This is a genomic window from Nocardia sp. CA-107356 (assembly GCF_050946365.1).
Classification (GTDB): domain Bacteria; phylum Actinomycetota; class Actinomycetes; order Mycobacteriales; family Mycobacteriaceae; genus Nocardia.
Genome location: NZ_CP191992.1, coordinates 1,675,191 through 1,700,780, shown reverse-complemented (window position 1 = coordinate 1,700,780; position 25,590 = coordinate 1,675,191). Strand labels below are relative to the sequence as shown.

Annotated in this window: 21 protein-coding genes; 14 read left to right on the top strand and 7 right to left on the bottom strand. The window is 67.5% G+C overall.

The features are described 5' to 3' along the window. Nucleotides 1-5 precede the first annotated feature (5 nt). Nucleotides 6-494, top strand: coding sequence for a winged helix-turn-helix transcriptional regulator (locus ACQP1G_RS07855; RefSeq protein ID WP_433200117.1), 489 nt, complete (start codon nt 6-8; stop codon nt 492-494). A 9-nt stretch (nt 495-503) separates the two neighbouring features. Here the strand turns inward: ACQP1G_RS07855 and ACQP1G_RS07850 are convergent, their stop codons facing one another. After that, nucleotides 504-1,418: an SMP-30/gluconolactonase/LRE family protein gene (locus tag ACQP1G_RS07850; RefSeq protein ID WP_433200114.1), complete on the bottom strand. Its 915-nt coding sequence runs from the start codon at nt 1,416-1,418 to the stop codon at nt 504-506. A 129-nt stretch (nt 1,419-1,547) separates the two neighbouring features. Between ACQP1G_RS07850 and ACQP1G_RS07845 the strand changes: the two genes are divergently transcribed. From ACQP1G_RS07845 to ACQP1G_RS07825, 5 genes are all read left to right on the top strand, one after another. After that, the gene (locus ACQP1G_RS07845) at nt 1,548-2,273 is read left to right on the top strand and encodes an alpha/beta hydrolase (RefSeq protein ID WP_433200111.1); all 726 of its coding nucleotides are present in this window, start codon (nt 1,548-1,550) and stop codon (nt 2,271-2,273) included. A gap of 47 nt (nt 2,274-2,320) precedes the next feature. Further along, complete coding sequence (locus ACQP1G_RS07840) at nt 2,321-2,698, top strand: hypothetical protein (RefSeq protein ID WP_433200108.1); 378 nt, start codon at nt 2,321-2,323, stop codon at nt 2,696-2,698. Further along, nucleotides 2,691-3,977: a WXG100 family type VII secretion target gene (locus ACQP1G_RS07835; protein ID WP_433200105.1), complete on the top strand. Its 1,287-nt coding sequence runs from the start codon at nt 2,691-2,693 to the stop codon at nt 3,975-3,977. Before ACQP1G_RS07840 ends, ACQP1G_RS07835 begins: the two co-directional genes overlap by 8 nt. Next, nucleotides 3,974-4,846 (top strand): ESX secretion-associated protein EspG, encoded by an 873-nt coding sequence (locus ACQP1G_RS07830; RefSeq protein ID WP_433200102.1) that lies wholly within the window; start codon nt 3,974-3,976, stop codon nt 4,844-4,846. The genes ACQP1G_RS07835 and ACQP1G_RS07830 overlap by 4 nt, the downstream gene beginning before the upstream one ends. A gap of 251 nt (nt 4,847-5,097) precedes the next feature. Then, the gene (locus tag ACQP1G_RS07825) at nt 5,098-5,628 is read left to right on the top strand and encodes a gamma carbonic anhydrase family protein (RefSeq protein ID WP_433200099.1); all 531 of its coding nucleotides are present in this window, start codon (nt 5,098-5,100) and stop codon (nt 5,626-5,628) included. A 123-nt stretch (nt 5,629-5,751) separates the two neighbouring features. On the opposite strand, the gene ACQP1G_RS07820 is transcribed toward ACQP1G_RS07825, so the two are convergent. Together ACQP1G_RS07820 and ACQP1G_RS07815 are read right to left on the bottom strand one after the other, a co-directional pair. Next, nucleotides 5,752-6,375, bottom strand: a complete 624-nt coding sequence (locus ACQP1G_RS07820; RefSeq protein WP_433200096.1) for a phosphoribosyltransferase — start codon at nt 6,373-6,375, stop codon at nt 5,752-5,754. A gap of 11 nt (nt 6,376-6,386) precedes the next feature. After that, entirely contained in the window at nt 6,387-7,241 is an 855-nt protein-coding gene (locus tag ACQP1G_RS07815) for a carbon-nitrogen hydrolase family protein (protein WP_433200093.1), read from the bottom strand. Between the two features lie 62 nt (nt 7,242-7,303). On the opposite strand from ACQP1G_RS07815, the gene ACQP1G_RS07810 reads away from it, so the two are divergent. Then, entirely contained in the window at nt 7,304-9,097 is a 1,794-nt protein-coding gene (locus ACQP1G_RS07810) for a DEAD/DEAH box helicase (protein ID WP_433200090.1), read from the top strand. A gap of 76 nt (nt 9,098-9,173) precedes the next feature. Then, nucleotides 9,174-12,617 (top strand): AAA domain-containing protein, encoded by a 3,444-nt coding sequence (locus ACQP1G_RS07805; protein ID WP_433200087.1) that lies wholly within the window; start codon nt 9,174-9,176, stop codon nt 12,615-12,617. Nucleotides 12,618-12,779: 162 nt separating this feature from the next. On the opposite strand, the gene ACQP1G_RS07800 is transcribed toward ACQP1G_RS07805, so the two are convergent. After that, nucleotides 12,780-13,958, bottom strand: a complete 1,179-nt coding sequence (locus tag ACQP1G_RS07800; protein WP_433200084.1) for an amino acid deaminase/aldolase — start codon at nt 13,956-13,958, stop codon at nt 12,780-12,782. A 47-nt stretch (nt 13,959-14,005) separates the two neighbouring features. Further along, a complete protein-coding gene (locus tag ACQP1G_RS07795; RefSeq protein WP_433200081.1) occupies nt 14,006-14,485 on the bottom strand; it encodes a TetR family transcriptional regulator in 480 nt (159 codons plus the stop codon). Between the two features lie 429 nt (nt 14,486-14,914). Between ACQP1G_RS07795 and ACQP1G_RS07790 the strand changes: the two genes are divergently transcribed. Next, nucleotides 14,915-15,661, top strand: coding sequence for a tyrosine-protein phosphatase (locus ACQP1G_RS07790; RefSeq protein WP_433200078.1), 747 nt, complete (start codon nt 14,915-14,917; stop codon nt 15,659-15,661). Here the strand turns inward: ACQP1G_RS07790 and ACQP1G_RS07785 are convergent. Together ACQP1G_RS07785 and ACQP1G_RS07780 are read right to left on the bottom strand one after the other, a co-directional pair. Continuing rightward, the gene (locus ACQP1G_RS07785) at nt 15,615-16,931 is read right to left on the bottom strand and encodes a class I adenylate-forming enzyme family protein (RefSeq protein WP_433200075.1); all 1,317 of its coding nucleotides are present in this window, start codon (nt 16,929-16,931) and stop codon (nt 15,615-15,617) included. The genes ACQP1G_RS07790 and ACQP1G_RS07785 overlap by 47 nt on opposite strands. A 95-nt stretch (nt 16,932-17,026) precedes the next feature. Next, nucleotides 17,027-17,821 (bottom strand): enoyl-CoA hydratase/isomerase family protein, encoded by a 795-nt coding sequence (locus ACQP1G_RS07780; RefSeq protein WP_433200072.1) that lies wholly within the window; start codon nt 17,819-17,821, stop codon nt 17,027-17,029. A gap of 42 nt (nt 17,822-17,863) precedes the next feature. On the opposite strand from ACQP1G_RS07780, the gene ACQP1G_RS07775 reads away from it, so the two are divergent. From ACQP1G_RS07775 to ACQP1G_RS07755, 5 genes are all read left to right on the top strand, one after another. Then, entirely contained in the window at nt 17,864-18,889 is a 1,026-nt protein-coding gene (locus ACQP1G_RS07775) for a glutathione S-transferase family protein (RefSeq protein ID WP_433200069.1), read from the top strand. A 113-nt stretch (nt 18,890-19,002) separates the two neighbouring features. Next, entirely contained in the window at nt 19,003-19,734 is a 732-nt protein-coding gene (locus ACQP1G_RS07770; protein WP_433200066.1) for a hypothetical protein, read from the top strand. Continuing rightward, the gene (locus ACQP1G_RS07765) at nt 19,731-20,717 is read left to right on the top strand and encodes an ABC transporter ATP-binding protein (protein WP_433200063.1); all 987 of its coding nucleotides are present in this window, start codon (nt 19,731-19,733) and stop codon (nt 20,715-20,717) included. Before ACQP1G_RS07770 ends, ACQP1G_RS07765 begins: the two co-directional genes overlap by 4 nt. Next, nucleotides 20,714-21,496: an ABC transporter permease gene (locus tag ACQP1G_RS07760; protein WP_433200060.1), complete on the top strand. Its 783-nt coding sequence runs from the start codon at nt 20,714-20,716 to the stop codon at nt 21,494-21,496. Before ACQP1G_RS07765 ends, ACQP1G_RS07760 begins: the two co-directional genes overlap by 4 nt. 298 nt (nt 21,497-21,794) lie before the next feature. Beyond that, nucleotides 21,795-25,577, top strand: coding sequence for an ABC transporter transmembrane domain-containing protein (locus tag ACQP1G_RS07755; RefSeq protein WP_433200057.1), 3,783 nt, complete (start codon nt 21,795-21,797; stop codon nt 25,575-25,577). Nucleotides 25,578-25,590 lie beyond the last annotated feature (13 nt).

Genomic DNA, 25,590 nt, shown 5'->3' with positions numbered 1-25,590 from the left:
AGTCGATGAAACACGACGATCTGCTGGCGAGTAACTGTGCGATCGAGCGCTCCGGTGCCGTACTCGGCGAGCGCTGGGTGATCGCGATCCTGCGTGCCGCCTACTTCCGCGCCCGCACCTTCGAGGACTATCAGCGCAAGACCGGCATCGCGCGCAATATCCTGACCGAGCGGCTCAACCGACTAGTCGATTACGGCATCTTGGAGCGCCGCGAATACGCCTCGGGACCGTCGCGCACGCTGCACGAATACCGCCTGACCCCGGCCGGTATCGACCTGTATCCGGTCATCGCGGCGATCCTGGCGTGGGGCGAGAAGCACACCGGCCTGATCAACGGCGCGCCGACGGAATTGGTGCATCACAGCTGCGGCGAGGTCACCCACGCCAAGGTGGTGTGCGAATGCTGTGGCGAGGAGCTGCGACCGCATGACATCGAGGTGCGGCCGGGGCCGGGCGCGGAGCATCCCGCACCACCCTGGACACCGGTCGGGTGACGCATTTGTTCAGTGCGACAACCGAATCCGCAAGATCGCGCCGCCCTCGGTACCGGCGAGGAGTTCGTCGGAACGGCCCGGCACCGCGACCACCGATGTCATCGGCTGGCCGGTCAGCACGGCGCATGCGGTGTTCGTACTCGGATCGACCCGAACCAGCTGACCGGTCAATGTGGTCACATAGAGCACGCCCGCATCGTCGATGAGGAGATCGTCGGCGAAGTCGGGAATCCCCGGCGACACCGCCAGATCGGCGAGCACCGTCACGTTGCCCGGATCATCGATCGGGAAACGCACGATGCGGCCGAGCGGATTGCCGTTCATGCTGAGGTAGATCGCATTGTCCCGCACCACAATGCCATTGGCACCGGAGAACTTCGCCCGCGCCGTCCAGTCCTGGTCGACGCCGCCATCCGGGCGGATCCGGATCACACCGGGACCGGAAGCGACGTACAGATTGCCGTTCGCATCGAAGGCGGCGCCGTTGGGCATGGTGAACCCCGAGGCGAATACCGCGGGCCGGGGGTCATCGGGATCGAAACGCACCACACCACCGGGACGCAGCACACTCGTCGGTGAATCGCCGAAGACGACATACAGGAGTCCGTCCGGCCCGAGCCGGACCGCCCCCGGAAATTCGACCGGCACCGTCGCGGTCAAGCGTCCCGCGCTGTCGTAGCGCTGCACTTCATTGCGGTACAGCCGCGACACCCACAGATTGCCCTGCGCGTCATACCCCACGTTCTCCGACCAGTCGAGTATCGGCAGACCGGCGGGCATCGCGGTGGCCGCCTGGGCGGGCGCGCACGCGGCGACGGCAACCGGCTCTGCCACCGCACCGGGCGCACCGATACCCGCGCAGCCCAGGGCGAGCAAAGCGGCGACCGGCCATACCCGATTACCGGGACGATGGAGCTTTCTCAACGCGAACCTCGACTCTCCTGGCCCGACCCTTGCCTAGCCCGGCAGTCTAGTCACCTTGCCAATTATTTGATGCACGCGAGTTATGTCATGAACTCGACCAGATCGCACAAGATTTGGCAGTATCCACAGATGCCTTTCTTCGACGGCGCGCGCGGGCGAATGCACTATCGGCGGTGGCCGGTCGAGAACCGAACCGCGGTGGTGGTGTTGTTCCCCGGAATGGGTCAGCACAGCGGTCACTACCACCGCTTCGCCCGGATTCCGACGTCCGTCGGCATCGAGGTGTGGGCGCTGGACACCTCGGGACACGGGTTGAGCGAGGGCGATCCGGACAATCCCGGCACGCTATTGGAATTGGTGGCCGATGCGATGCGGCTGGTCGAGCTGGTCCGTGCGGAACTACCGGGGACGCCGTTGATCCTGATGGGTCACTCGCTCGGCGCGGTTACCGCCCTCGGCATCCTGGGCGCGGCGGTACCGGACCGCGCCAGCGCGGCCGACGATCTCAGCGGGCTGGAGGCGAAGTATCCGCTCGAACCGAGCCTGCCGCCGGGCGAGCTGATCGGGCTGGCCTTGTCCGGAGTGCCGAAACGCGCACTCGGCGGCGGCGCACCCGGCGCACCCGGCACACCGTTGCCGACCACACTGCCGATCCTGGCCGTGCACGGCGTCGAGGACCGGCGGGCGCCGATCGATGCGATGAGGGGCTGGACTCGACGCCACGATTGGGTAAGTTTGCGGGAGTACGCCGACGCCGGGCACGACCTGTTGCACGAGCCGGTGCACGCGCGGGTCGCTGCCGACATCGCGGACTGGATGCAGGGTGTCGTCGTGGGGTTGGCACGACATCGGTGAGTTGATCACGGCTGCGCGGGCAGCACGACGAGGAAGGGGGCGGCGAGATGTCGGATGTGACAACGCTGAATCAAGCGATCGACGACGGCCAGCTCTGGATCGATGGCGTACTGGTCGCCGAGGGGGCACATGAACTGTGCGCCAGGCGCTACGAACAGCTCGCCGATGAGGTCGAGGCCCAGATAGCCGTATTGAGCAGCGCCGCTTCACTTCCCGGCTTCGGCGGATTCGACTCGGGTGCGGCGTTGCGGCGCGGCTTCGAGGACAAGGCCGATGGCGCGATGACCCGGTTGCGCGAATATGCCGACGCCGCAAGAGCACTCGCACAGACCTTCCGCGCAGCCGGAGCGGCATACACCCGGGCCGATGAGGATCTCGCATCGGCGGTCGGTCGGGTCGAGGTGGCGGGAGCCGCACATGCGTAAGATGCCGCACACCGGCGAGAAGACCCCCATCCGGTACGTCGACCCCGACTACACACACACCGTCGAGATCTTCGACAACCTCTCGCATCAGCAGATCCACGACGGTGTGCAACTGATGAATCCGGTCGTCCTCGCCGGCGGACAACAGACTTGGCAGGGCAGCTCGACCGGCCTCGCCACCGCCGTCGAGCAGGCGCATACCGAAATTCGGGCCGCGATCGCCGACGGCTGGCGCGGCGACGCCGCGCAGTCGGCCGCCGACGCGGTGCGCGAATTCGAAAGGCACGGACAGCAACTCGCGGATGTGATGGCCGCCGTCGGTCAGCGGCTCGGCCAGGCGGGCGATGCCGCCGAGGCATTGCGCGGTGCCGTCGTCGCGCCGTCGGACGCCACACCGGATCTCGCTGGCGCACTGCTGGATCCGGCACGGGCCACCGATAACACCGCCACCCAGAAGTCCGCCGACGGTACCCGCCAGGACGTGGTGCAGGCGATGGACAGCATCTACACGAAGGTTTTCATCCCGACCGGATCCGGAATTCCCGCCTTCCCCGATGCGGCAACCGGCGATCCGGCGCCGCCGTCCGACACCACGCCCACCGCATCTGTTCCCGCAGCGACCGGCCTCGACACCGGAACGCAAACCCTCACCACCCCAACGATTTCGGTGAGCGCTCCGGTGACGACCACACCGCAGACCACGGTCGAGCCCGCCGCGACGACGACCCAGCCCACAACTGCGCCGACCACCATCACCCCGGTGGCCACCGCCGACACCGCCCCGGCAGCGGCCAAACCCGTTGTGCCGATGTCGGATTCCCCAGCGGCGACCACTTCCGCGGCAACGGCGCCGAGCGCCGCACCCGATCGCGCCACGCGACCCGGCACCGGCGCACCGGTGGTCACGGCCGCGGCCGCCCCCGTGATCGCCCCCACGGTCCCCGGCGCGGGCAACTCCGGCTCGGACGACGAACGCAAACGAGACGAGCGCAAACGTGATGCCAGTGGCGACGCGATCAATGGCGTCGGCGCGGGCGCGGTCGGCGGACTCATGGGCGGTGCGATGGTCGCGGGCGACACCCCGCGCTCCGGCCTGAGCACCAACGCGGCCGCCGTGCGCTCCGCACAGGCCCGCGGCGAGGACGACTACGACGACGACTACCACTTCTTCGACAACGATCTGACCTTCTTGGAACCGGCCGATGACGGCGGTGAACTGATCGGTGATATGGATCCGACGACACCACCGGTCGTCGGCGAATGGACCGAACTGGAGTGAACTGGACGCTGACCCCGGACCAGTTCGCCATGGCCTGGGCCCGCACCGACGGCGACCGCATCCCCTATCCCCTTGCGGTGCGCCTCTCGGCTCGCGACACCGCCGAACGCGCCGCCCAACTGCCCGCCCTGATCGGTTGGTGCGACCGAACTCTCGACGCGGACCTGGAAGGTGCGCTGCGCGTGCTGGCCCGCCCCACCGTGCGCATCGAGGTCTTCGGGCAGCGCGATGCGGTCGAGCAGGAGCCGGGAACCACTGGTGCCAGATCCGACTCAGGGCACGACGATGCGATCGAACAGACAGGTCTGGTCGGGCAGAGCGACCCGATCACCGCCGAACCGGATATTGACGTCGAAACGCGCCCGGTGCGCGTGCTCGGTGCGATCGCCGGGGATATCGCGGTGGTCGCGGCGCAGCGCCCGGGGACGAGCGCGGATCGGGGCGGCGATATCCGGCTGTTCGTCGATCGAGTGAAAAACCTGTCTGCGCGGGTGATTTCGATGCTGCCGGAGAATACGCCCGGCGCATCGGCACAACTGACCGCACCGCTGGCCCGGGTCAACGAGGACAGCCGGGACCTGGTGACCGTGCCGGTGGCCGGACCCGCGACGCCCACGCGAATTCGCAAACTGCTGCGGCAATCTCGCAATGGCATCGGCCAGATCGTGGTGTCGGTGCGGCGGCCCGATGGCGAGTTGCATCCGTTCGGAGTGTTGTGCTGGATCGATGTGGTCGGTGACGGCAGGTACTCGGTGCGCACCGGGGTCGACGTCGACATCATGCCGGTCACCGCCCAGCGGCTGACCGCGGTGCTGCGACCGATGGTCACCGCGGCCGAACGCACCCTGGCCTTCGCCGAACAATGGTGAAACCTCCGTCGCACAAGCACGGATCACCCCGCACGGAGCGAGTCCAACGAGCGACGTTCGCGGCCCGTCTCGCGTCCGTGCGCAGGCCGGGGCCATCGCGCTCAGCCGAGCGGCCGAAGTGCATGCGGCGCAGGGGCGAATCTCGGCGGCGCCGCCAGCGACTACTTGCAGGTCGCTCGAAAGGGTCGGACGCGAGACACCCGGGGGGCCGCGAACACTCCGCGCCGGAGGCGCGGTGTATACACTGCCCGGTGCCCCTATACGAATTCGAAGGCAAACGGCCCCAGGTCGATCCGACCGCGTTCATCGCACCGACCGCGACCCTGATCGGTGACGTACGCGTCGAGGCAGGCGCCTCCATCTGGTACGGCGCGGTGCTGCGCGCGGACCTGGCGCCGATCACCATTCGGGAACGCGCCAATATCCAGGACAACGCGGTCCTGCACGTCCCGCCGGATGTGCCGATGGAGATCGGCCCCGGCGCGACCATCGCACACAGCGTCGTCTTCCACGGCGCGTCGGTCGGCGCGGAGGCCATCGTCGGCAACGGCACCACGGTCCTGGACCTGGCCGAAATCGGTGCGGGCACAATGATCGCCGCACACTCACTGGTCCCACCGCACGCCAAGATTCCCGCAGGCGTACTCGCGGCGGGCGCCCCAGCCGAAGTCAAGAAGTCCATCGAAGGCACTCAGGCCGAAGGCTGGGTCAAACTGAACCCAACCTTCTACGCCGAACTCGCCCAACGCCACCGCACGGGCATCACCGAAGTCCAGCCCTGACCCGAGGCCGCCGCACAAGCCTTGCCGTAACCGCACGCGTGCAATCGCGCATGTGTAGTCGCCAACGGACTTGCGCGGGCCCGGCACCAGCGATGCTCGAATAGTGAGGCGGTGCAGGGCATCTCAGCCGAGTAGGGCGGTGACTTCGTCGTCCTCCAATTGGTGGAAGTCGCGGTAGGCCATGCCGACGCCGCCGAGCGAGTGCGGAACCCACGGGCAGACGACCTCATCCGCCTCGGCGGCCACCCGATGCAGTGCCTCGGCCGAGGACACCGGCACCGCGACCACGATCCGCAACGGGTTGTGCAGCTGAGCGACCCGGCAGGCGACGACCACCGTAGCCCCGGTCGCCATGCCGTCGTCCACGATCACCGTGGTGCGGCCCGTGATCGGGATCGGCTTGGCATCACCGCGCCACACCTCGCGGCGGCGCTCCAGTTCGTTGCGTTCCGCATCCTCGATCTCGGCGACCTGCTCCGGCGTAATCCCGGTGTGCGACAACACATCCTGATTGAGCACCCGGACACCGTCCTCGCCGATGGCGCCCATGGCCAGCTCCGGCTGCCATGGCACACCGAGCTTGCGGACCAGCAGGATATCGAGATCGCCACCGATGACTTCGCACACCGCGGCCGCCACCGGAACCCCGCCCCGGGGCAGTCCGAGCACCAGCGGTTCCGCCGCACGCAGGTGGCCGAGTTCCAAACCCAGCGCGCGACCGGCAGCTGCCCGATCGGTGTAGATCATCCGAATTAACGCTACTCCGGTACACGCTCGGTGATCGCGAATCGACGCAATGCCAGGCTGGGGTTCGTGCGGCGGACCGCAGCGAGCTGATCGAGGTCGATGGCCGCGGTGAGCACGCCGGGTTCGTCACCGAGTTCGGCGAGCACGGCGCCGGTCGGATCGATGATCATCGATGCGCCAGCCCCGCGCGGCGCACATTGATCGGCGGCGGCCACGTACACGGTGTTCTCGATGGCGCGGGCGCGCAGCAGCGTCGTCCACTGATCCACCTTCGCCGGACCGGGTATCCACTGGGCGGGCAGCACCAGCACCTGTGCACCCGCGGCAGCCACGCGACGGCAGCCTTCCGGGAAGCGAAGATCGAAACAGGTCTGCATGCCGAATGTCACAGCATCGACAGTGAAGGTGACCGGGGTCTCGATCGCCCCCGCCTCGACGACATCGGATTCGAGATGTCCGAACGCGTCGTACAGATGCACCTTCCGGTACTTCGCCATCAGGCTCGCATCGGGTCCGAGGACGACGAGCGTATTGCGGATTCGCCCCGCCCCGGCCGCCACCTGTTCGACCATTCCGGCGACCAGATGCACCCCGAATTCGCGCGCGATTTCGCCGAGGCCGGTGACGAACGGCCCGGTCAGCGGTTCGGCGACGGCCACGACCCGCTCGTCGAGCCGGGAGACGGCAAACATCGAGTATTCGGGTGCGACGACCACCCGCGCACCGCGTTCGGCGGCGCTGCGGACGTGCTCGCGCAGGGCCGCGAGATTGGCGGACGGATCGGTTCCCGGCGCGAATTGGACCACCGCCACATCCACTGCGGACGGCACCTGGTCGTGATGCGCGGGCACGCTTTCGGGTTGCATACGTCTCACCGTATTGGCCCGGTGGCCGGGACGACCACCGCGAGGCAGTAAACTCCTGGTCAATGAGTACCAATCAGGTCGACAGCGTTCCTGGCGACAACGACAGGGACAATGACGGCCCGACCTTCGCCGATCTCGGCATCGATGATCGCGTCCTCGCGGCCATCGCCGATGTGGGCTACGAATCGCCCTCGCCCATCCAGGCAGCGACGATTCCGCCACTGCTCGACGGCGCCGATGTGGTCGGGCTGGCCCAGACCGGCACCGGCAAAACCGCGGCATTCGCCATCCCGATCCTCATGGGCATCGAGGCGACCGGCAAACTTCCGCGCGCCCTCGTGCTGGCCCCGACACGCGAACTCGCGATCCAGGTCGCCGAGGCGTTCGGCCGTTACGCCACCCATATTCCCGGACTGCATGTCCTGCCGATCTACGGCGGCCAGGCCTATGGCGTCCAGCTCTCCGGCCTGCGCCGCGGCGCCCACGTCGTGGTCGGTACGCCGGGCCGGGTGATCGATCACCTGGAGAAGGGCACGCTCGACCTGTCGCAGCTGCAGTATCTGGTGCTCGACGAGGCCGACGAGATGCTGAAGATGGGGTTCCAGGAGGATGTCGAGCGCATTCTCGCCGACACCCCCCGCGAGAAGCAGGTCGCGCTGTTCTCCGCGACCATGCCCTCGGCGATCCGCAGCATCTCCAAGAAGTACCTGCGCGAGCCGGTCGAGATCACCGTCAAATCGAAGACCTCGACCAATACCAACATCACCCAGCGCTGGGTGCAGGTCTCGCATCAGCGCAAACTCGACGCACTCACCCGAATCCTCGAGGTCGAGTCGTTCGAGGCGATGATCCTGTTCGTGCGCACCAAGCAGGCCACCGAAGAGTTGGCCGAAAAGCTGCGCTCGCGCGGCTTCTCCGCGGCAGCGATCAACGGTGATATCGCGCAGAACCAGCGTGAGCGCACCATCGGTCAGCTGAAGTCCGGTGCGCTCGACATTCTGGTCGCCACCGATGTCGCCGCGCGCGGTCTCGACGTGGATCGCATCTCGCATGTGGTCAACTACGACATTCCGCACGACACCGAGTCCTATGTGCACCGCATCGGCCGCACCGGCCGGGCCGGGCGCAGCGGTGAGGCGCTGCTGTTCGTCGCACCCCGCGAACGCCACCTGCTCAAGTCGATCGAGCGCGCCACCCGGCATCCGCTGACCGAAATGCAGTTGCCGAGCGTCGATGATGTGAACACCCAGCGCGTCGCCAAGTTCGGCGATTCCATTACCGAGAATCTCAGCACGTCGAATCTGGCGCTGTTCCGCAAGCTCATCGAGGATTACGAGCGCGAGCACAACATTCCGCTCGTCGATATCGCGGCGGCGCTCGCGGTCAGCGGCTACGACGGCGACAACTTCTTCATGGAGCCCGAGCCGGAGCCGATCGAACGCCCGCAGCGCGAACGCATGCCGCGCACGGATCGACCCGCCCGCCGGTTCGAGGGCGAGGATCGTGGTCCTTCGCATCAGCGCGGCACCGGAGCCGAATTGGCGACCTACCGGATCAGCGTCGGCAAGCGGCACCGCGTGGTGCCCGGTGCGATCGTCGGCGCCATCGCCAACGAGGGCGGCCTGCGCCGCAGCGATTTCGGCCATATCAGCATCCGCCCGGACCACAGTCTCGTCGAACTTCCGGCGGACCTGTCCTCGGAGACCCTGGAAGCGTTGCGGCGCACCAGGATCAGCGGCCAGCTGATTCAACTGCAGCTCGATTCCGGCCCGCCCGGCGGGCGTCCGTTCCGCGCCGGACCGCGTCGCGATCGCGACGGCGGCAAACGACCGGAACGGCGTAAGCCACGATCCTGAACCGGGGAGGGTTCGCAAGGCCCCGCGGACACCGAATTCAACGCGGTCGAAGCGGCTAGCTAAGGTGTTGCCGTCCGTGTCCGGCGAAGACACAGGAGGGCCGCGTTTGATCGTGTTCGGTGATCGTGTCGTCTGCTCCGCCGTCGACCTGGTGCGCGCGGCGCAGTGTGAATTCGCGTTGCTGCGCACCCTCGATACCGAACTGGGCACCGTCGCGGGCGTGGTGGATGCGATGCCCGATCCGGTGCCGCGCGCCGTATTCGACGATGCGCGCGAACGCAGGCTCGCGGACTTCCGTGATCGGTTCGGCAGCCAGATGGTGGAGATCCATTGCCGCGCGGCCGAGCACGATCCGGCAACGGATCCCGGGGCCCATATCGCCGCGCTACGGGCCGCCCATGCCGAGACCATCGCCGCACTACGGGCCGGTGTGCACGTGATCCACGGTGCCACCTTCTTCGACGGTAAATTCTTCTGCGCCAGCGATTTCCTGGTGCGGGCGGGCCATCGGGTCCGCTACACCGTGCACGGCACCGCGGCGGGCCCACCGGAACGCGTCGGGGCAGCACTCGAACTCGCCGCCTGCGCCGATGCTTTGGACAGCAGCGGCGCGTTGACCGCTCCCCTGGTTCGATTGCATATGGGCGAGGACAGCCGGACCTACCCGCTCACCGATCTGGTGCCGGTGTATCTGGCCCGACGCGGGCGGGTCGAGCGAATCCTGGACGACAAACTGAGCGAATTGCTCCCCGTGCAGTGGGGCGATCCTCGCTATCTCGCCTGCGGCCACTGTCCGACCTGCACCACCGCGCTGTCGGCGGCACGTGACCTGCTGCTGGTTGCCGGGATGCCGCGTACTGCGCGAGCCAGGCTGCGCGAGGCGGGTGTAAGCACCATCGACCGACTGGCGAATACCGCCGCCACGGTGCCCGGCCTGCCGCCGCGCGCTTTCGGCGCACTGCGCCGCCAGGCCGAGATCCAGTTGCGCCGTGAGGATTCCGGGCTGCCGACGCACACCCTGGTCGACGCGATCGCGCTGGGTGCATTGCCGCCGCCGTCGCCGGGTGACCTCTCGCTCACCATCGAGCAGGGGCCGTCGGGTCAGCTGCTCGGTATCGAAGTCGGCGGCCCGGGTGCGATCCATTTGGCCTTCCGTGCCCCGTTCGGCGCGGCGCCCGCACCGTATCGGGCGATGACCGCGATCGCCGATGAGGAGGCCGGGCAGCGTCGCGCGCTCGGCGAGGTGCTCGACTACGTCGCCCAACGGCTCCGGATGTATCCGGATATGCGGGTGTACCACTACACCTCCGGTGTGCGTTCGGCGCTGCTGCGGTGGACCGGCCGATACGGGGTCGGCGAGGAGACCGTCGAGGATCTGCTGCAGGCGGGTGTGCTCGTCGACCTATATCCGATCGTGCGCAACGCCCTGCTGATCGGGGAACGCTCCTACCGGCTGAGTCGACTGCGGCGGCTGCTACCCGGCGCATCGCATTCCGCTGGTGCGGAACGCGATTGCGTGACCGTATTGCGGCTGCGCGACTGGCTGCTGGATCGGGCGGCCGAACAGCGCATCGATCCGGATGCGGCACTGCTGGATCAGGCGAGTTCGTGGTGCCTGGTGCCGAGCCCGGAGGAGCCGGATCCGCTGCCGCCGTCGCGGCCATCGTCGATCGAGGCCGCACTCGCGGAATTCGCGGCGGCACAGGGTGAGCCGCGCCATCCCGCCGCGCTCATGGCAGCGGCCCTCGGTTATCACCGGCGCGAACGCCAGCCGCTGTGGTGGGCGCATGCCGACCGGCTCAGCCATCCCGTCGACGAATGGGCCGATGCGCCAGGCGTACTGGTGGCCGACTGGGGCACTGTGGACACCAAATGGCATCGCAGCCCGCACCAGCCGACGATGCGCAGATATCTCACGCTGACCGGACGGATCGGCATCGGCTGGGGCGGCGCCGATACCGCGGGCGGCGCCGCGACCGGCACGGTGCTGACGCCGGGCACGACGGTGTACACCTTCTACGATCAGCCGGTCGCCGCCGGGATGATCACCGCCGTCGGTCGGCGCGCGACCGCCTCCGCGACCGTGCTCGGCTGTTCGGTGGACGCGAATTTCGACGACGCCGTCCGCCTCGAGGAATTGCTACCGGATGGCTGCGAACCCTATGACGACTTGCCGACCGCGATCGCGCCCGGACTGCCGGCCTGGAACGAGCAGATCGAGACCGCAGTCGAATTCGCGGCCCAGCAGTTGCTGATGGCGCTGCCGGAGGTCCCCGCCGGCGCGATCTTCGACATCCTTGCGCGCCGTGCGCCGCGCCTGCGCCGCGCCGACCGGCTACCGGATGTGCACGGTGACCACGCGGCGGCGATCACGGCCGCGCTGCGCGATCTCGACGACTCCTACCTCGCGGTGCAGGGTCCGTCCGGCACCGGTAAGACCTCCACCGTCGCCAGGGCGATAGAACGTCTGGTCACCCGGCACAAGTGGCGCGTCGGCGTTGTCGCGCCATCGCATTCGACGGTGGAGAGCATGCTCGACATGATCGTCGCGATGGGCGTGCTGCCCGAACTGGTGGCCAAGAAGGACGTCGAGGCGGTGGCGCCGGAGTGGTCGGTGATCGACGGTGCCCGCTATCCGCGATTCCTGGACAATGCGGTCAACGGCTGCGTGATCGGTGGTGCCTCAGCCGATTTCGCCGACGACGATGTGGTGCCGGGCGATGGTCTCGATCTGCTGGTGATCGCCGATGCCGGGCGCTTCCCGCTCGCCGACGCCATCGCGGTCGCGGTGAGCGCGCGCAAGCTGCTGCTCCTCGGTGATCCCGCACCCGCCGCGGCGCGCAGCACGCATCCGGAGCCGGTCGACGAATCGGTGCTCGGTTGGCTCACCGAGGGCCGCCACACCCTGCCCGCCGATCGCGGCTACTTCCTCGATCGCACCTGGCGGATGCACCCGCGCATCTGCGACCCGATCTCCCGGCTGTACTACGACAACCGCCTGCGCTCCAATGAGACCGTGACACTGGCGCGGCAATTGGATGGTGTCGAGCCAGGAGTGCAGACGCTGCTGGTGGAGCACAGCGGCGATGCGACCGAATCGATGGCCGAGGCCCGCGAGGTGGTCCGCCGGGTGCGCGCGCTGCTCGGAGTGTCGTGGACGACCGGTGCCATGACGCGGCGGCTGCACCCGCACGACATTCTCGTGGTCGCGCCCTATAGCGCCCAGGTCGGCCTGATCCGAACGCTGCTGGCGCGGGCCAAGATCGAGGATGTGCTGGTCGGCACCGCCGAACACTTCCGAGGCCGGGAGGCGGCGGTGGTGCTGATGTCGATGACCACCTCCAGCCCCGCCGATGCCCCCTACGGGATGCGGTTCCTATTGTCGCGCAGCATGGTTCAAGCGACGCTCTGTCGAGCCATGTGGAAGGCCGTCATTATCCGGTCACCGCTGCTCACCGAATACCTACCGAATACCCCGGATGATCTCTCGGAGCTGGCGACATTCCTGCGACTCAGCTGAGCGCGGAGCCGAATATTTCTTTCAGAGGCCGTTTGGCGGGTGATCGAAATATTCATCGGACCGGTTGGTTCTTTATTCGGAATTCGGTGCGACGCCGTCGCATCCGCATTCGATCTTGAAATTCACCATCGCGATCCACGGGAATTCGCCATTGGCGGCGGCTCAGCCGAAACAGTTGCCCTCACCGCGATAGGTGGGCACCGTCGTCCGCGCGCCGTCGCCGTCGACGAGATGAACCTGGTTGAATCGCTCGCACAGCTCACCTGCCTTGGCATGCCGGAACCACACCCGGTCGCCGATCCGCAGTTCGGCGGCCCCGGAGAGCGGGGTCTGCACCTCGCCCGCCCCCTCGGTACCCAACAGCGTCAACCCATTGGGCCATACCGGCCTGGGCACCCGGGACGCCCCGGTCGGACCGGAGGCGATGTAACCGCCCGCAAAAACCGTTGCAATGGCGGGAGTCGGCTTACGCAGCACCGATGTCGCGAAGAACAGCGCGGGGCGCGGCGTGAAGGCACGATAGTGATCGAACAGTGTCGGCACGTACAGCCCGGAGCCCGCGGTCACCTCGGTGACATCCGGATCGGCAATGCTGACCTCGATGGATCCAGAGCCGCCGCTATTGACGATCTCCAGCTTGCCGACCACCGAGCGCACCGCGTCGAGAACCTGCCGGCGGCGCTTGGCGATTTCGGTCGCCGAGGCCCTCTTGACCAGGCGGACAGCGATATTGGAGTCGGGCAGTCCGGCGATCTGTGCCTCATAGGTCATCACGCCGACCACATCGAAACCGCGATTCAGCGCTTCGCGCGCGAGCGCGGCGGCCTGTTCGGGAGTACGTATCGGCGAGCGCCGAACACCCAAGTGCAGCGGCCCGATTCGCAGCGAAGCGTCCACATCGAGGCAGATCCTCGGCCGCACCAGATCGGTGCCGACCGCGGCACGGATCAGCTCTAGCTGCGCGATATCGTCGACCATCAACGTGATGGACTCGCGCAGGGTGTCATCGGCGGCGAGCTCCGCCAGCGCCGCACGGTCGACGCTCGGATAGCCGAGCAGGACATCGCGGGCGCCGAGCCGGACCAGCCAGATGGCCTCGGCCAGGGAATACGACATGATGCCCGCAAAGCCGCCGGCGGCGGTGAGCCCGGTGCCGAGCACCTGCTCGAGCACTGCGCGGCAGCGCACCGACTTACTCGCCACTCGGATCGGCACACCACCCGAGCGACGGACCATATCCTCGGCATTGGCACGCAGCGCGGTCAGATCGAGAGCGGCCAGCGGCGGGTCCAACTCGGCCGTGGCCGCATGCAGTGCGACAATCGGCGACGTCTCAGTCACCAGAACAACTCAACCACCAAACTGGTCAAACGTCCAGTACTGTGCGATCAGACTTCGACAGCCCTGGTGGCCAAGCTGCTGACCAGGTCGTCGAGCACCACGAGCATCGTCTCGTCATTGCAATCCGCGAGCCAGCGCAGCACCGTGCCCTGCAGTACCGAGACCGCATAGGCTGCGATGGCATCCACCGGTTCCAGCCACTGCGCGCCAGACCGGTTGGCACAGAGATCGAGGAAGGTCGCGACCTCGGAGTCCATCTCCCGGAAAAGGGCCGAGGCCTTCGGATCGGCGACACAATCGGTCTGCGACTCCCAGCGCTCGGCCAACTGATGCGCGGTCGCTTCGTACGCCCGAGCCTGTTTGGCCGGGGCGGCCTTGACCAGTGGCCAGTAGGCACTCACACCGGCATGCAGCAGTACCCGAAGTGCTCGCACTCCGGTGAAATCGAGCGAGGCGGCGGCCTTCTCGACGGCCTCGCAGATGGTCGGCCGCAACCGAACCGCCGCTATATCTCCACGTACGCTCAACGAAGACTCCCTCGGGGAAAGAACTCGCGCACCCTCGTCGGCGCGGCTCGCTGAACATGGCGGGCTGCTCTCACGAATCCCTCGATCGGGAATTTCCTGGATGCCCAGTCCAACATTCATCAATGGTAGAGGGTTTTCAGGGTTTAAGAACGGATTCGTTGGGTATTTGCAGACTGGAAGATTGTTTTGTTACCCAAACGGAATACCGCTGCGATCGATCGGTGTCCACCGAAATCACCTCCCTTGGTGTCACTCTCGCGCCTGCCCTGAGCGAGATGCACCATTGACCAGACTACGGGCCGGCTTGTTCCCCTCCCGCCAAGGTGTGGCAGATCACACACAAAGGCTCGCAAACCGGACAACCAGCGGTTCCGTGCTCGATCCGCGATCGACACCCGTACGACTCCTCGGTGTAGTTAGCCTTGTTCGGTGACTCTCTCGCCCTCGGCCGACCAGTTCTACCTGACCGGCACGTTCAACTTCCGCGATCTCGGTGGTCTGCGCACCATCGACGCCGCGCGGATCCGCCCCGGGGTGCTGCTGCGCTCGGCCCAGCTGAGCGGCCTGGACCTACCCGGGCACGCCATCATGTGCGAACTCGGCGTCACCGACGTCTACGACCTGCGCGGCCTACGCGAGATCGAGCACATCGGCCACGACAATCTGCCCGACGACGTCCGACTGAATATCACCCCCTTCGACTCTCGGATGGCCGAGGCGCCGCCACACGACGCGCAGACCAACTCCGCGTTCGCGCATATGCTCGAGGTCTACCGGTACTTCCCGACTCTGCCCGAGGCGAATACCGCGATCATCACCATCGCCGAGACGATCGCCAGCGGCGACGGTGCGGTGCTCGTGCACTGCGCGGCAGGTAAGGATCGCACCGGCTGGGCCATCGCCACCCTGCTGCGCGCGGTCGCGGTCAGCGAGGCCGACGTGCTCGCCGACTTCATGGCCAGCAATGACGCCGTCCCCGCACTGCGCGCCATGATGGCACCGAAACTCGCTGCGGGAGCAGAACTTTCCATCGATATCCTGGGCGTCCGCGAGGACTACCTACAGGTCGCGACGGCCGTGGTGCGCGAGCGGCACGGTGATTTCGAGTCCTATCTGAGCGCCATCGGCTTCACCGTACAACTGCGCGAACGGCTGCGCGATCGTCTGCTCGAGTGACCTGGTCCGCCTGCACCCGCTCGCGCCGGACCAGACCGTCGGCGTCGATACTGACCTGATCGCCGGTGTGGAACCAACTTCCGGTGAAGCGGTCCGCGGTGGTCTCCGGATCGTTCCAGTAGCGGCTGGTGACATTCGGTCCGCGACATAGCAATTCGCCGTGTCCGGTCTGCGCCTGCGACCCCCACAGCGCCAATTCCGTACCGCCGAAGGCGAATCCGAGCACCGGATCGGCGCCGGGGGCAGTGTCGGTGTCGTCATCGACGACTAATCCGATGCCGCTGGTTTCGGTCGCGCCCCAGACCGACCACTGTCGGGCGGCGGGGAACGTATCCCGCAGCGTGGCGGCCAGATCCACGGAATCGGTAGGAGCCGCGGCGCGTTCGCCGCGATGGCCCGCATTGCTGACTCGGACGATTCCTTCGGTGCACAGCCCTTCGGTGCGCAGCGCCGCGAGTTCCGGCAGCAATCGGGCGAAGATGCGCGGTGTCGCCGAGACCATGTCGATGTGTTCGGAGACAATGGTTTCCGCCAGGCTCCGGCGGTCCGGCGCGAGGACGACGGTGCCGCCGACCGCGAAGGTCGGCAACATTTGGTCCACGCAGCCACTCGCATGCGCCAGCGGTAGCAGCACCAGATTGCGCAGGCCATCGGTCGGCAGATCCAGCGCCGCAACAACGGAACGAATTGCCGAGAGCAGATTTTCGTTGGTCAGCTCGACGCCCTTGGGCGCTGCGGTGGCATTGGCCGGACACAGCCCAGTGCCGCTGGTGTAGCAGAGCAGCGCCAGATCACTCAGTGCGGCACCGTCATCGATGAAGGCGGCGCCGTCGGGCAGTTCATCACTACCGCCACCGAGCACGAAATCGGTACTGCTGTCCGCGATGACCCGCTCAGCGATCGCATCGGGCAGTCCGTCGTGCACCAGCACCGGAACCGCGCCGCTGAGCAGCGCACCGAGGAACGCCTGTATCCAGCGCGCACCCGCTGGCATGTGGATGGCGACCCGATCGCCGTAGCCGATGCCGTGTTCCTGCAGGCCGCCCGCGATCCGGGAGGCGGAGTGCCACAGCTCTCGATAGGTCAGCCGCGGGCCGCCGATCTCCACCACCGCCTCCCTGGTCCCGAAGGCGTGCACCTGCAGATCCAATAGTTCGGTCAGTGCGGGGGTGAGATTGCCGTAGCGCAATACCCCGTCGGCGCCACGAGCCAGCGGAGCGTCGCGGGCATGCGGACGATTCAGGGGATACTCGACCAAGAACTGCGACATGGGTCCTCCGCACGCGCCTCGAGCTTGCAGGCTCTTGCGACTATATGACGCGAGTCACATCTTCGCTGGCATAGCCGGCGAACGTGTCCTGGCTGTCATCGACCGGTGTAGGTGGCCTTTCCCGGTCCGACCTGCAGGAAGCTTTGCACCGCGCCGCGCAGATCCGCGGTGTCGAACAGCGCGCCGGACACCTCCGGCGTCACCGAATCCGCATGTGCCACACCACCGGACCGCCATGCCCCGATGATCTGCTTGGTCGCGGCATGCGCCCGAGTCGGGCCCTTGGCCAGGCGATTGGTCAGATCCCGTGCGACGGCGTCGACATCGTCGTGGATGGCGTTGACCACGCCCCATTCGGCCATGGTCGCGGCATCGTAGAGGTCACCGGTCATCACGAATTCGCGGGCGCGGCCCGAACCGGCCCGCTCGGCCAGCCGCTGCGGACCGCCCATCGACGGCGTCAGGCCGACGACCGTCTCGACCAGACCGAATTTCGCCTTCGGCGCGGCGAGGATGATGTCGCAGGCCAGCGCCATTTCGAAGGCGGCGGTCAGGGTCAGGCCGTGCGCGGCGAAGACCACCGGGCACGGCAGCGCCTCCAACGGATGGATGATCTGCGCGAACAGGGTGCGCCACAGCTCGGCGCCCTGCTCGACGGTGAGGCCGTCGAAGACGTGCACGTCGACGCCGCCGGAGACCAGCTTGCCTTCGGCCCGCAGCAGCAGCGCGCGCGGCGGGTTGGCCGATAGCTCGCTGAGGTCCTCGATGAGCGCGTCGAGCATCGATTGGTCGAAGAGATTCAGCGGCGGATTGGCCAGGGTGAGGGTCGCGACCTCGGCGCCGCCATCGGTGTTTTCCCGGGTCAGCCGGGTGGCCTTGGTATCACTCATTCGGCAAGACTAAGACCGACTTCCATCTGCCAGACTGTGCGAGTGACCAAGTCGGTATCGGAAAATGCCTCCTATGTCGAGTCCGGGGAGTTCAAGAGGGATACGAACTACATCACCACCCGCATCACCGCCGACGGCAGCGACGGATATCCGGTCGAGCCGGGCCGCTATCGTCTGATCGCCGCGCGCGCCTGCCCGTGGGCCAACCGAGCGCTGATCGTGCGCAGGCTGCTGGGGCTGGAGGACGCGATCTCACTGGGGTTGTGCGGACCGACGCACGACAAGCTCAGCTGGACCTTCGATCTGGATCCCGGCGGTGTGGATCCGGTCCTCGGAATCCCCCGACTGCGCGATGCGTACCTGGCGCGGTTCCCGGACTATCCGCGCGGCATCACGGTCCCCGCGATGGTCGAGGTCCGCACCGGACAGGTGGTCACCAATGACTATCCGCAGATCACGCTCGACCTCTCCACCGAGTGGACCGCATACCATCGACCGGGCGCGCCGCAGCTGTATCCGGCCGAGCTGCGGGCCGAGATCGACGAGGTGAACCTGGCGGTATTCCAGGATGTCAACAACGGCGTCTACCGGTGCGGGTTCGCGGGGACGCAGGAGCACTATGAGCAGGCCTACGACCGGCTGTTCACCCGATTGGACCGGCTGTCCGAACGGCTCGCCACCCAGCGATACCTGGTTGGCGACACCATCACCGAGGCCGACGTGCGGCTGTTCACCACGCTGGTCCGATTCGATCCGGTCTATCACGGTCACTTCAAGACCAACCGCAGCAAGCTGACCGAAATGCCGGTGCTCTGGGCCTATGCGCGCGACCTGTATCAGACACCTGGATTCGGCGACACCATCGATTTCGGGCAGATCAAGGAGCACTACTACGTCGTGCACGCCGATATCAACCCGACGCGGATCGTGCCCAAAGGCCCGGAGTTGACCGACTGGCTGACCCCGCACGGCCGAGAAGCGCTCGGCGGCAGACCATTCGGCGACGGCACCCCGCCGCCACCGCCCCCGCTCACCGAAAGGGTCCCTGCCCTGCGCGAACCGGCGTGATCGCGGCGACATGCGGGGAACCAGGTCGACCGGGTACATCGTTGTCATGACGAGTTGATGGCGGTCGGTGCCATAAGGTTCATTCCGTACAGGCGGAAGAGGAGGATATCGCCGTGTTCAAAGGCACGTTCGAGAAGACGGTGGTCCAGCTACTCGATACCGGGTCGCGCCTGCAGGCGCCCGCCGTCGCCAAATACGTGGACCGGCTGCGGCGTTCGCATCCGTCGGAGAATCCCGCGCAGATCATCCAGCGGCTGGAGAGTCAGTACCTGCTCGCGGTGACCGGCAGCGGCGGTGCCGTCGGCGCGACGGCCGCGGTGCCGGGAGTCGGTACCGTCGCGGCCATTGCCGCGGTGAGCGCCGAGACCACCTTCTTCATGGAGGCGTCCGCGGTGTTCACGCTGGCCGTCGCGGCCGTGCACGGCATCTCCCCAGAAGATAAGGAGACGCGCCGGGCACTCGTGCTCGCGGTCGTGCTCGGCGAGAGCGGGATGGAGATCGTCGAGAAGACCGTCGGTCATTCGGCGAAGAACTGGGGCACGCTGTTCGCCAATAAGATTCCCGGCCTGTCCAGCATGAACGATTCGCTGCTCAAGCGGTTCATCATCCGCTTCATCACCAAGCGGGCCGCCTTGATGGCCGGCAAGGTGGTGCCCGCCGGCATCGGCGCGGTGATCGGCGGTTTCGGCAACCGGGCGCTCGGCAAGACCACGATCGACAACGCCCGCAAGGCCTTCGGGCCCGCGCCGGTGACCTGGCCCGCCGATCGCCAGCTGATCATCGACGCCGACCCGCTGCCCGCACTGGATCCGGCCAAGCCGCAACCCCCGACCACGCCGCGATGAGCGCGGGCCGACCGCTCGCATTCTCCGTCCGCGGCCTGAGCAAGCGCTACGACCTGGTCACCGGGATCGAGGACGTCAGCTTCAGCGTCCCATCCGGGACCGTCGCGGCCCTGGTGGGGCCCGTGGGCGCAGGTAAGTCCACGGTCCTGCGAATCCTGCTCGGCCTGCTCGAACCGACCTCGGGTACGGCGGCGGTCGGCGGACCGGGTTCGCGACGGCGCGGCGAACCGCAACATGCTCCCTCGGCCGTCGTCGGCGGCATACTCGCGCCACGCGGGTTGCATCCGGCTCGATCCGCCCGCAATCACCTGCTGGTGTACGCGGCGGCCGCGGGTGTCGAGGACTCGCGGGTCGACGAGGTGATCCAGCTGGTCGGCCTCGGTGCCTGGGCCGGGACGCGAGCGGGCGCGCTATCGGCCGGATCGCAGACCCGGCTGGCGCTGGCGACCGCACTTCTCGGCGATCCGCAACTGCTGATCCTCGACGAACCGATGGCCGATCTCGACGCGGCCGAACGCGCGTGGCTCCAGGACTTCCTGCGCCGGCATACCCGCCGCGGCGGCACGGTCCTGCTATCGAGCGAAGGCTTGGCGACAGTGATTCCGATCGCGGACAACATCATCGTGTTGAGCGAGGGTTCGGTGGTCTATCAGGGCACCCCCGCCCGGCTGCGGCGCGGCCATCCCGATCGCCTTGTTGTCGGCGCGTCCACGCCGATCGCGCTGGCCACCATGCTCGCCGCATACGGATTCACCGATGCGGTGATCCGGCCGGACGGACGGCTCGCGGTGGCCGAGGCGACCGAAGCGCAGATCCGCGCGGCAGCGACGGCGGCCGGTGTGCGCCTGGACAACATCACCGCCGACCAGATCCACCCCGACCGAGTGCTCGCATCGTTGCTCAAACCGGCCCGCCCACCACAGCCCGCCCCCTACGCCGGGATCGCACCGCCCCAACCGACGCCCTACGGGATTCCACGATGATCGCCGTTCTGCCCCCGGACCTCGTTCCGGCCGTCAACTCCGAAGTCCGCAAGGTCACCACGCTGCGGGCCAGCCGGATCCTCGCCGCTCTGATCCCCGCGATCGCACTCGTCGCGAGTACGGTCACCGCGTTGCTCGCCGGACCGGCCGACGCCAAGGCCAATCCGGCGACCGGTGCCGCGACCATCGGGCTCTACATCGGCCTCGCCGTCGCGATCGTGATCGCCGGAGCCTTCGGCGCCGCCGGGGCGGGTGCCGAATACCGTTACGCGACAATGCCATCCACGGCGCTGTTCACCTCGGACCGAGATCGGTTGGCCGCCGCGAAATTCCTGGTGACCGCCGGATTCGCACTGGCAACGACCTTTGCGGTCGAATTACTGGCCTTCGCGTGCCTGCTCGCCTTCGGCCGCGGCAAATTCGACTTCGGCCTGCGCCTACTCGGCGTCCTCGGCGGCGGCCTGCTCGTCGCGGTCTGCTGGTCACTGATCGGCGCGGGACTAGGCCTACTCCTGCGCACCTCCACCGGCGCGATCGTCACGATGTTCGGTTGGCTCCTGATCATCGAGCCGTTGATCTGGGTGGTCGCGAAGGCCATCGGCATCGCCGGAGTCGTCACCGTTCTCCCCGGCTCCGCCACCATCAGCACAATCGCGGTCGGCTCCTTCAAAGACAGCGACTTCCTGGCCCCAACCCCCGCCGCCCTGATAGTCCTGCTGCTGTGGACCCTCGGCATCGGCGGCACCGCCTGGTGGCTCCTCCGCAACCGCGACATCTAACCCGCCCCACCTCATCGAGCGGAGTCGAATGGTCGCTCTCCGGCAACCACATTTTGACTCCCCTCGACATCAACGCCCGATAACGCAACCACAGCCGGTCGGAGGTAGGGCGGGTACGGCACGCGATGCGCCCAGCACGGCTTGGGTAAGCCAGTCGATAGCAGGCCAGCGCCACTGAGCTGGTCGTGCAGAACGACAGGACCTATCGCGGGGAACAAATCCGAGGGCGATCTGTGTCGTTACCGTCGACATAAGCCGACAAGACGGGTGAACAGCGCAATTGAGTGAACCAGGGTGGATGCGCAGACTGTGGGCCGAGTGCTGGTCGCACCGGGGAACGGTCGCGGGGATCGCAGTCGCGTTGATAGCCGGAGCACTCGTCGAGATCTCGGCACCGCTGCTGACGAAACGCGCTGTCGACGCAGCGGGACTCGGCGATACCGCCGTCATCGGCATCGTCGCCGGATTACTCGCCCTCGTCGCGGTCGGCCGTTTCTCGGCCGCCTTCGGACGACGCATGCTGGCCGGACGGCTCTCACTGGACGTGCAGCACGCACTGCGGATAAATCTGCTGAGCTCGCTACAACGCCTGGACGGAGTCGGCCAGGACGCACTGCGAACCGGCCAGGTCGTATCGCGATCGATCACCGATCTCCAGCTGGTGCAGGGCCTGCTGGCAATGGCCCCGCTATCCGGTTTGGCACTGCTGGAATTTCTACTCGCCGCCGCCGTCATGGTGTGGCTGTCACCGCCCTTGGCCGCCGTCGCGCTGCTGGTCGTCCCGGCGATCGCACTGCTGGTATATCGAATGCGACCTCGGTTGTATGCCGCGACCTGGTCGGCACAGCAACGCGCCGCCGAGGTCGCCCAACATGTCGAGGAGACCGTCACCGGCGTCCGTGTGGTGAAGGGCTTCGGCCAGGAAGCCCGGATGGTGCAGGTGCTGGAACAACACGGGCGCACGCTCTACGCCGAACGCATGCGGGCCGCCGCGATCAACGCGCGCTTCGCGCCCGCGGTCACCACCATCCCGCAAGCCGGGCTGGTCGCGGTGATCGTCGTCGGCGGCCTGCTCGCGCTGCACGGGGCCATCGGAATCGGCACCTTCCTCGCCTTCTCCGCCTACGTCACCACCATGACGGTCACCACCCGCACCATGTCCTCGGTGGTCATCATGGCCCAACTGACCAGAGCCGCGGCCGAACGCGTCTACCAGGTCATCGACGCCGCCCCCGAAATCGCCGACCCACCCGCACCCGCCGATCTCCCCGAAGGCCCGCTCGGCATCGACATCGATTCCGTCACTTTCGGATTCGATCCCACCCAGCCGATCCTGCGCGACCTCGACCTCATCGTGCAGCCCGGCGAAACGGTGGCCATCATCGGCCCGGCAGGCTCCGGAAAGTCGACGCTCTCACTACTTCTCCCCCGCTTCTACGCACCGGACTCCGGCGCCATTCGCCTCTTCGGAGCCGAATCTGTTACCGCTGCGGGCGAATTCGCCGTCTCGACCGCAGAGTCCATCGCGACCGACGCGGCGGCCCGCTCGACAATCGACACTCGGACAGCGGATCCGCGAGACCCCACGGGCGTGGATATCGCCGACCTCAGCGCGGCCGATCTGCGCGCGGCGATCGGCGTGGTCTTCGACGACCCGTTCCTGTTCAGCGATACCATCGCCGCGAATATCGCCCTCGGCAGCCCTGCGGCAACCGACGCCGAAATCCGTTACGCCGCAAAGCTCGCCGCGGCCGACGAGTTCATCGCCGAACTCCCCGACGGCTATGACGCCGTGGTCGGCGAGCGCGGGTTGACCCTCTCCGGCGGGCAGCGACAGCGGATCGCACTGGCCCGAGCTCTATTGACGCGGCCACGAATTCTGGTGCTCGATGACGCGACCTCCGCGGTCGATGCGGTCACCGAGGCAGCCATCTTCGACAAGCTGCCCGATGCGGGCGGCCGCACGACGCTGATCCTGGCGCATCGAGAATCCACACTCGCCCATGCGGATCGGGTGATCAGGCTCCCCGGCCCGGCCACATACGTCACCGACGATGTCACCCAGATCGCCGACTCCGCCGCATCAGCCGGTCTCGGACGCGGCACAACCGGTTTCGGCCGCGCCGCGACGGCCACCAGCGGACCGGGCGGATTCTCCGGTGCGGCAGCCGATCTCAGCGAAACTCCCGAATTGCGCCGCACCATCGAACGTCTACCACCCGCCACCGAACAACCCGGACCGGACGACGAGCGCTTGCGCCGACCCGATCCCGAGTTCCGGCTCGCGCGGCTGCTGCGCCCGGTGCGTTGGCTGGTACTGACCGTCATCACCCTGCTGGCACTCGACACATTGATCGGCGTTGCCTTCCCGCCGATCGTGCGCTACGCCATCGATACCGGTGTGAGCGGCCATGATTCGGCCGCGCTGGCCCGCGCCGGAGTACTCGGCGCGGTATTGGTGGTCATCGGCCTCGCGGTCGGCGCAGCGACCACCGTACTCACGGCCCGCACCGGCGAACGCGTGCTCTACGGTCTGCGCGTGCGCAGCTACGCGCATCTGCAACGGCTGGGTCTGGACTACTACGAACGCGAGCTGTCCGGTCGCATCATGACCCGGATGACCACCGATGTGGACGCGCTGTCGACCTTCCTGCAGACCGGCGTCGCGACCACGCTGATCGGCGTGCTCACTCTGGTCGGGATCGCGGTGGCACTGCTGGTCATCGATGCCTCGCTGGCCGCGGTGGTGCTGATCGCGCTGCCGCCGCTGCTGGTGGCGACGGTGCTGTTCCGTCGGGTCTCGGCCACCGCGTACACCGTGTCGCGCGAGCACGTCTCGACCGTCAACGCCGACTTCCAGGAGAACGTCTCCGGCCTACGCGCCGTGCAGGCCAACCGGCACGAGCCGGTCGCCGCCCGTCGCTTCGCCGAATACTCCGATCGCTACCGCACCAGCCGGATGCGAGCCCAGCGGGCCATCGCGATGTACTTCGCCTTCGTCATCGCCTGGGCGGATCTGGCATTGGCCGCGGTCGTGTACTTCGGCGCCCGCGAAGTCGCCGCCGACGCGACCACCGCGGGCACCCTCATCGCCTTCGTGCTGTACCTGCAGTTGCTCTTCGGCCCGATCCTGCAGTTGTCGCAGGTCTTCGACGGCTATCAGCAGGCACGCGTCGGCCTGCGCCGCATCGGCGATCTGCTCCACACACCGTCCTCGATCGCCGCCGATCCCCCGGACGCGGTCGCGATCGACCATGGGTTGCGCGGCGAGGTCGTCCTCGACGACATCCGATTCCACTACCCGGGCACCGAGAAGCGCGCGCTCGACGGGGTGTCACTGCACATCCCGGCCGGATCCACGCTGGCCCTCGTCGGCCCGACCGGTGCGGGCAAGTCGACCATCGTCAAACTGCTGGCCCGGCTCTACGACCTGCCCGACGACGCCGACCCAACCGGCGCGATCCGCGTGGACGGCATCGACATCCGGCACTACCGCCTCGCCGACTACCGCTCCCGGCTCGGCATCGTCCCGCAGGAAGCTCACCTCTTCACCGGCGACGTCGCCAGCAACATTGCATTCGGGAAACCATCCGCGACCGAAGCGCAGATCGCGGCCGCCGCCACCGCGGTCGGTGCGGCCGACATGATCGCCGCGCTACCGCGTGGCATGCGTCACCCGGTCGGCGAGCGCGGCCGCGGTCTCTCGGCGGGCCAACGCCAACTGATCGCACTGGCCCGTGCCGAACTCGTGCGCCCGGATCTGCTGCTACTCGACGAGGCCACCGCGACCCTCGACCCGGAGACCGAGGCATCGGTCCTGGTAGCGAACAGATCGTTGGCACGGGGCCGGACCACCGTCGTCGTCGCGCACCGTCTCGGCACCGCCGCGCGAGCCGATCGGATCGCTGTCGTGGAACGCGGACGAATCGCCGAAATCGGGCCGCACGACGTGCTGCTGGCGGCCGGCGGACCCTATGCCCAGCTCTGGGCGGCGGCCAGCGCGACGGGGGGAATATTCTCGAGCAAGGACGGGTCGTCATCTTTGGGATCAGGTTTGTCCGGTGGTCAGTCGGTCCGCTGATTTGCTGCTGGGC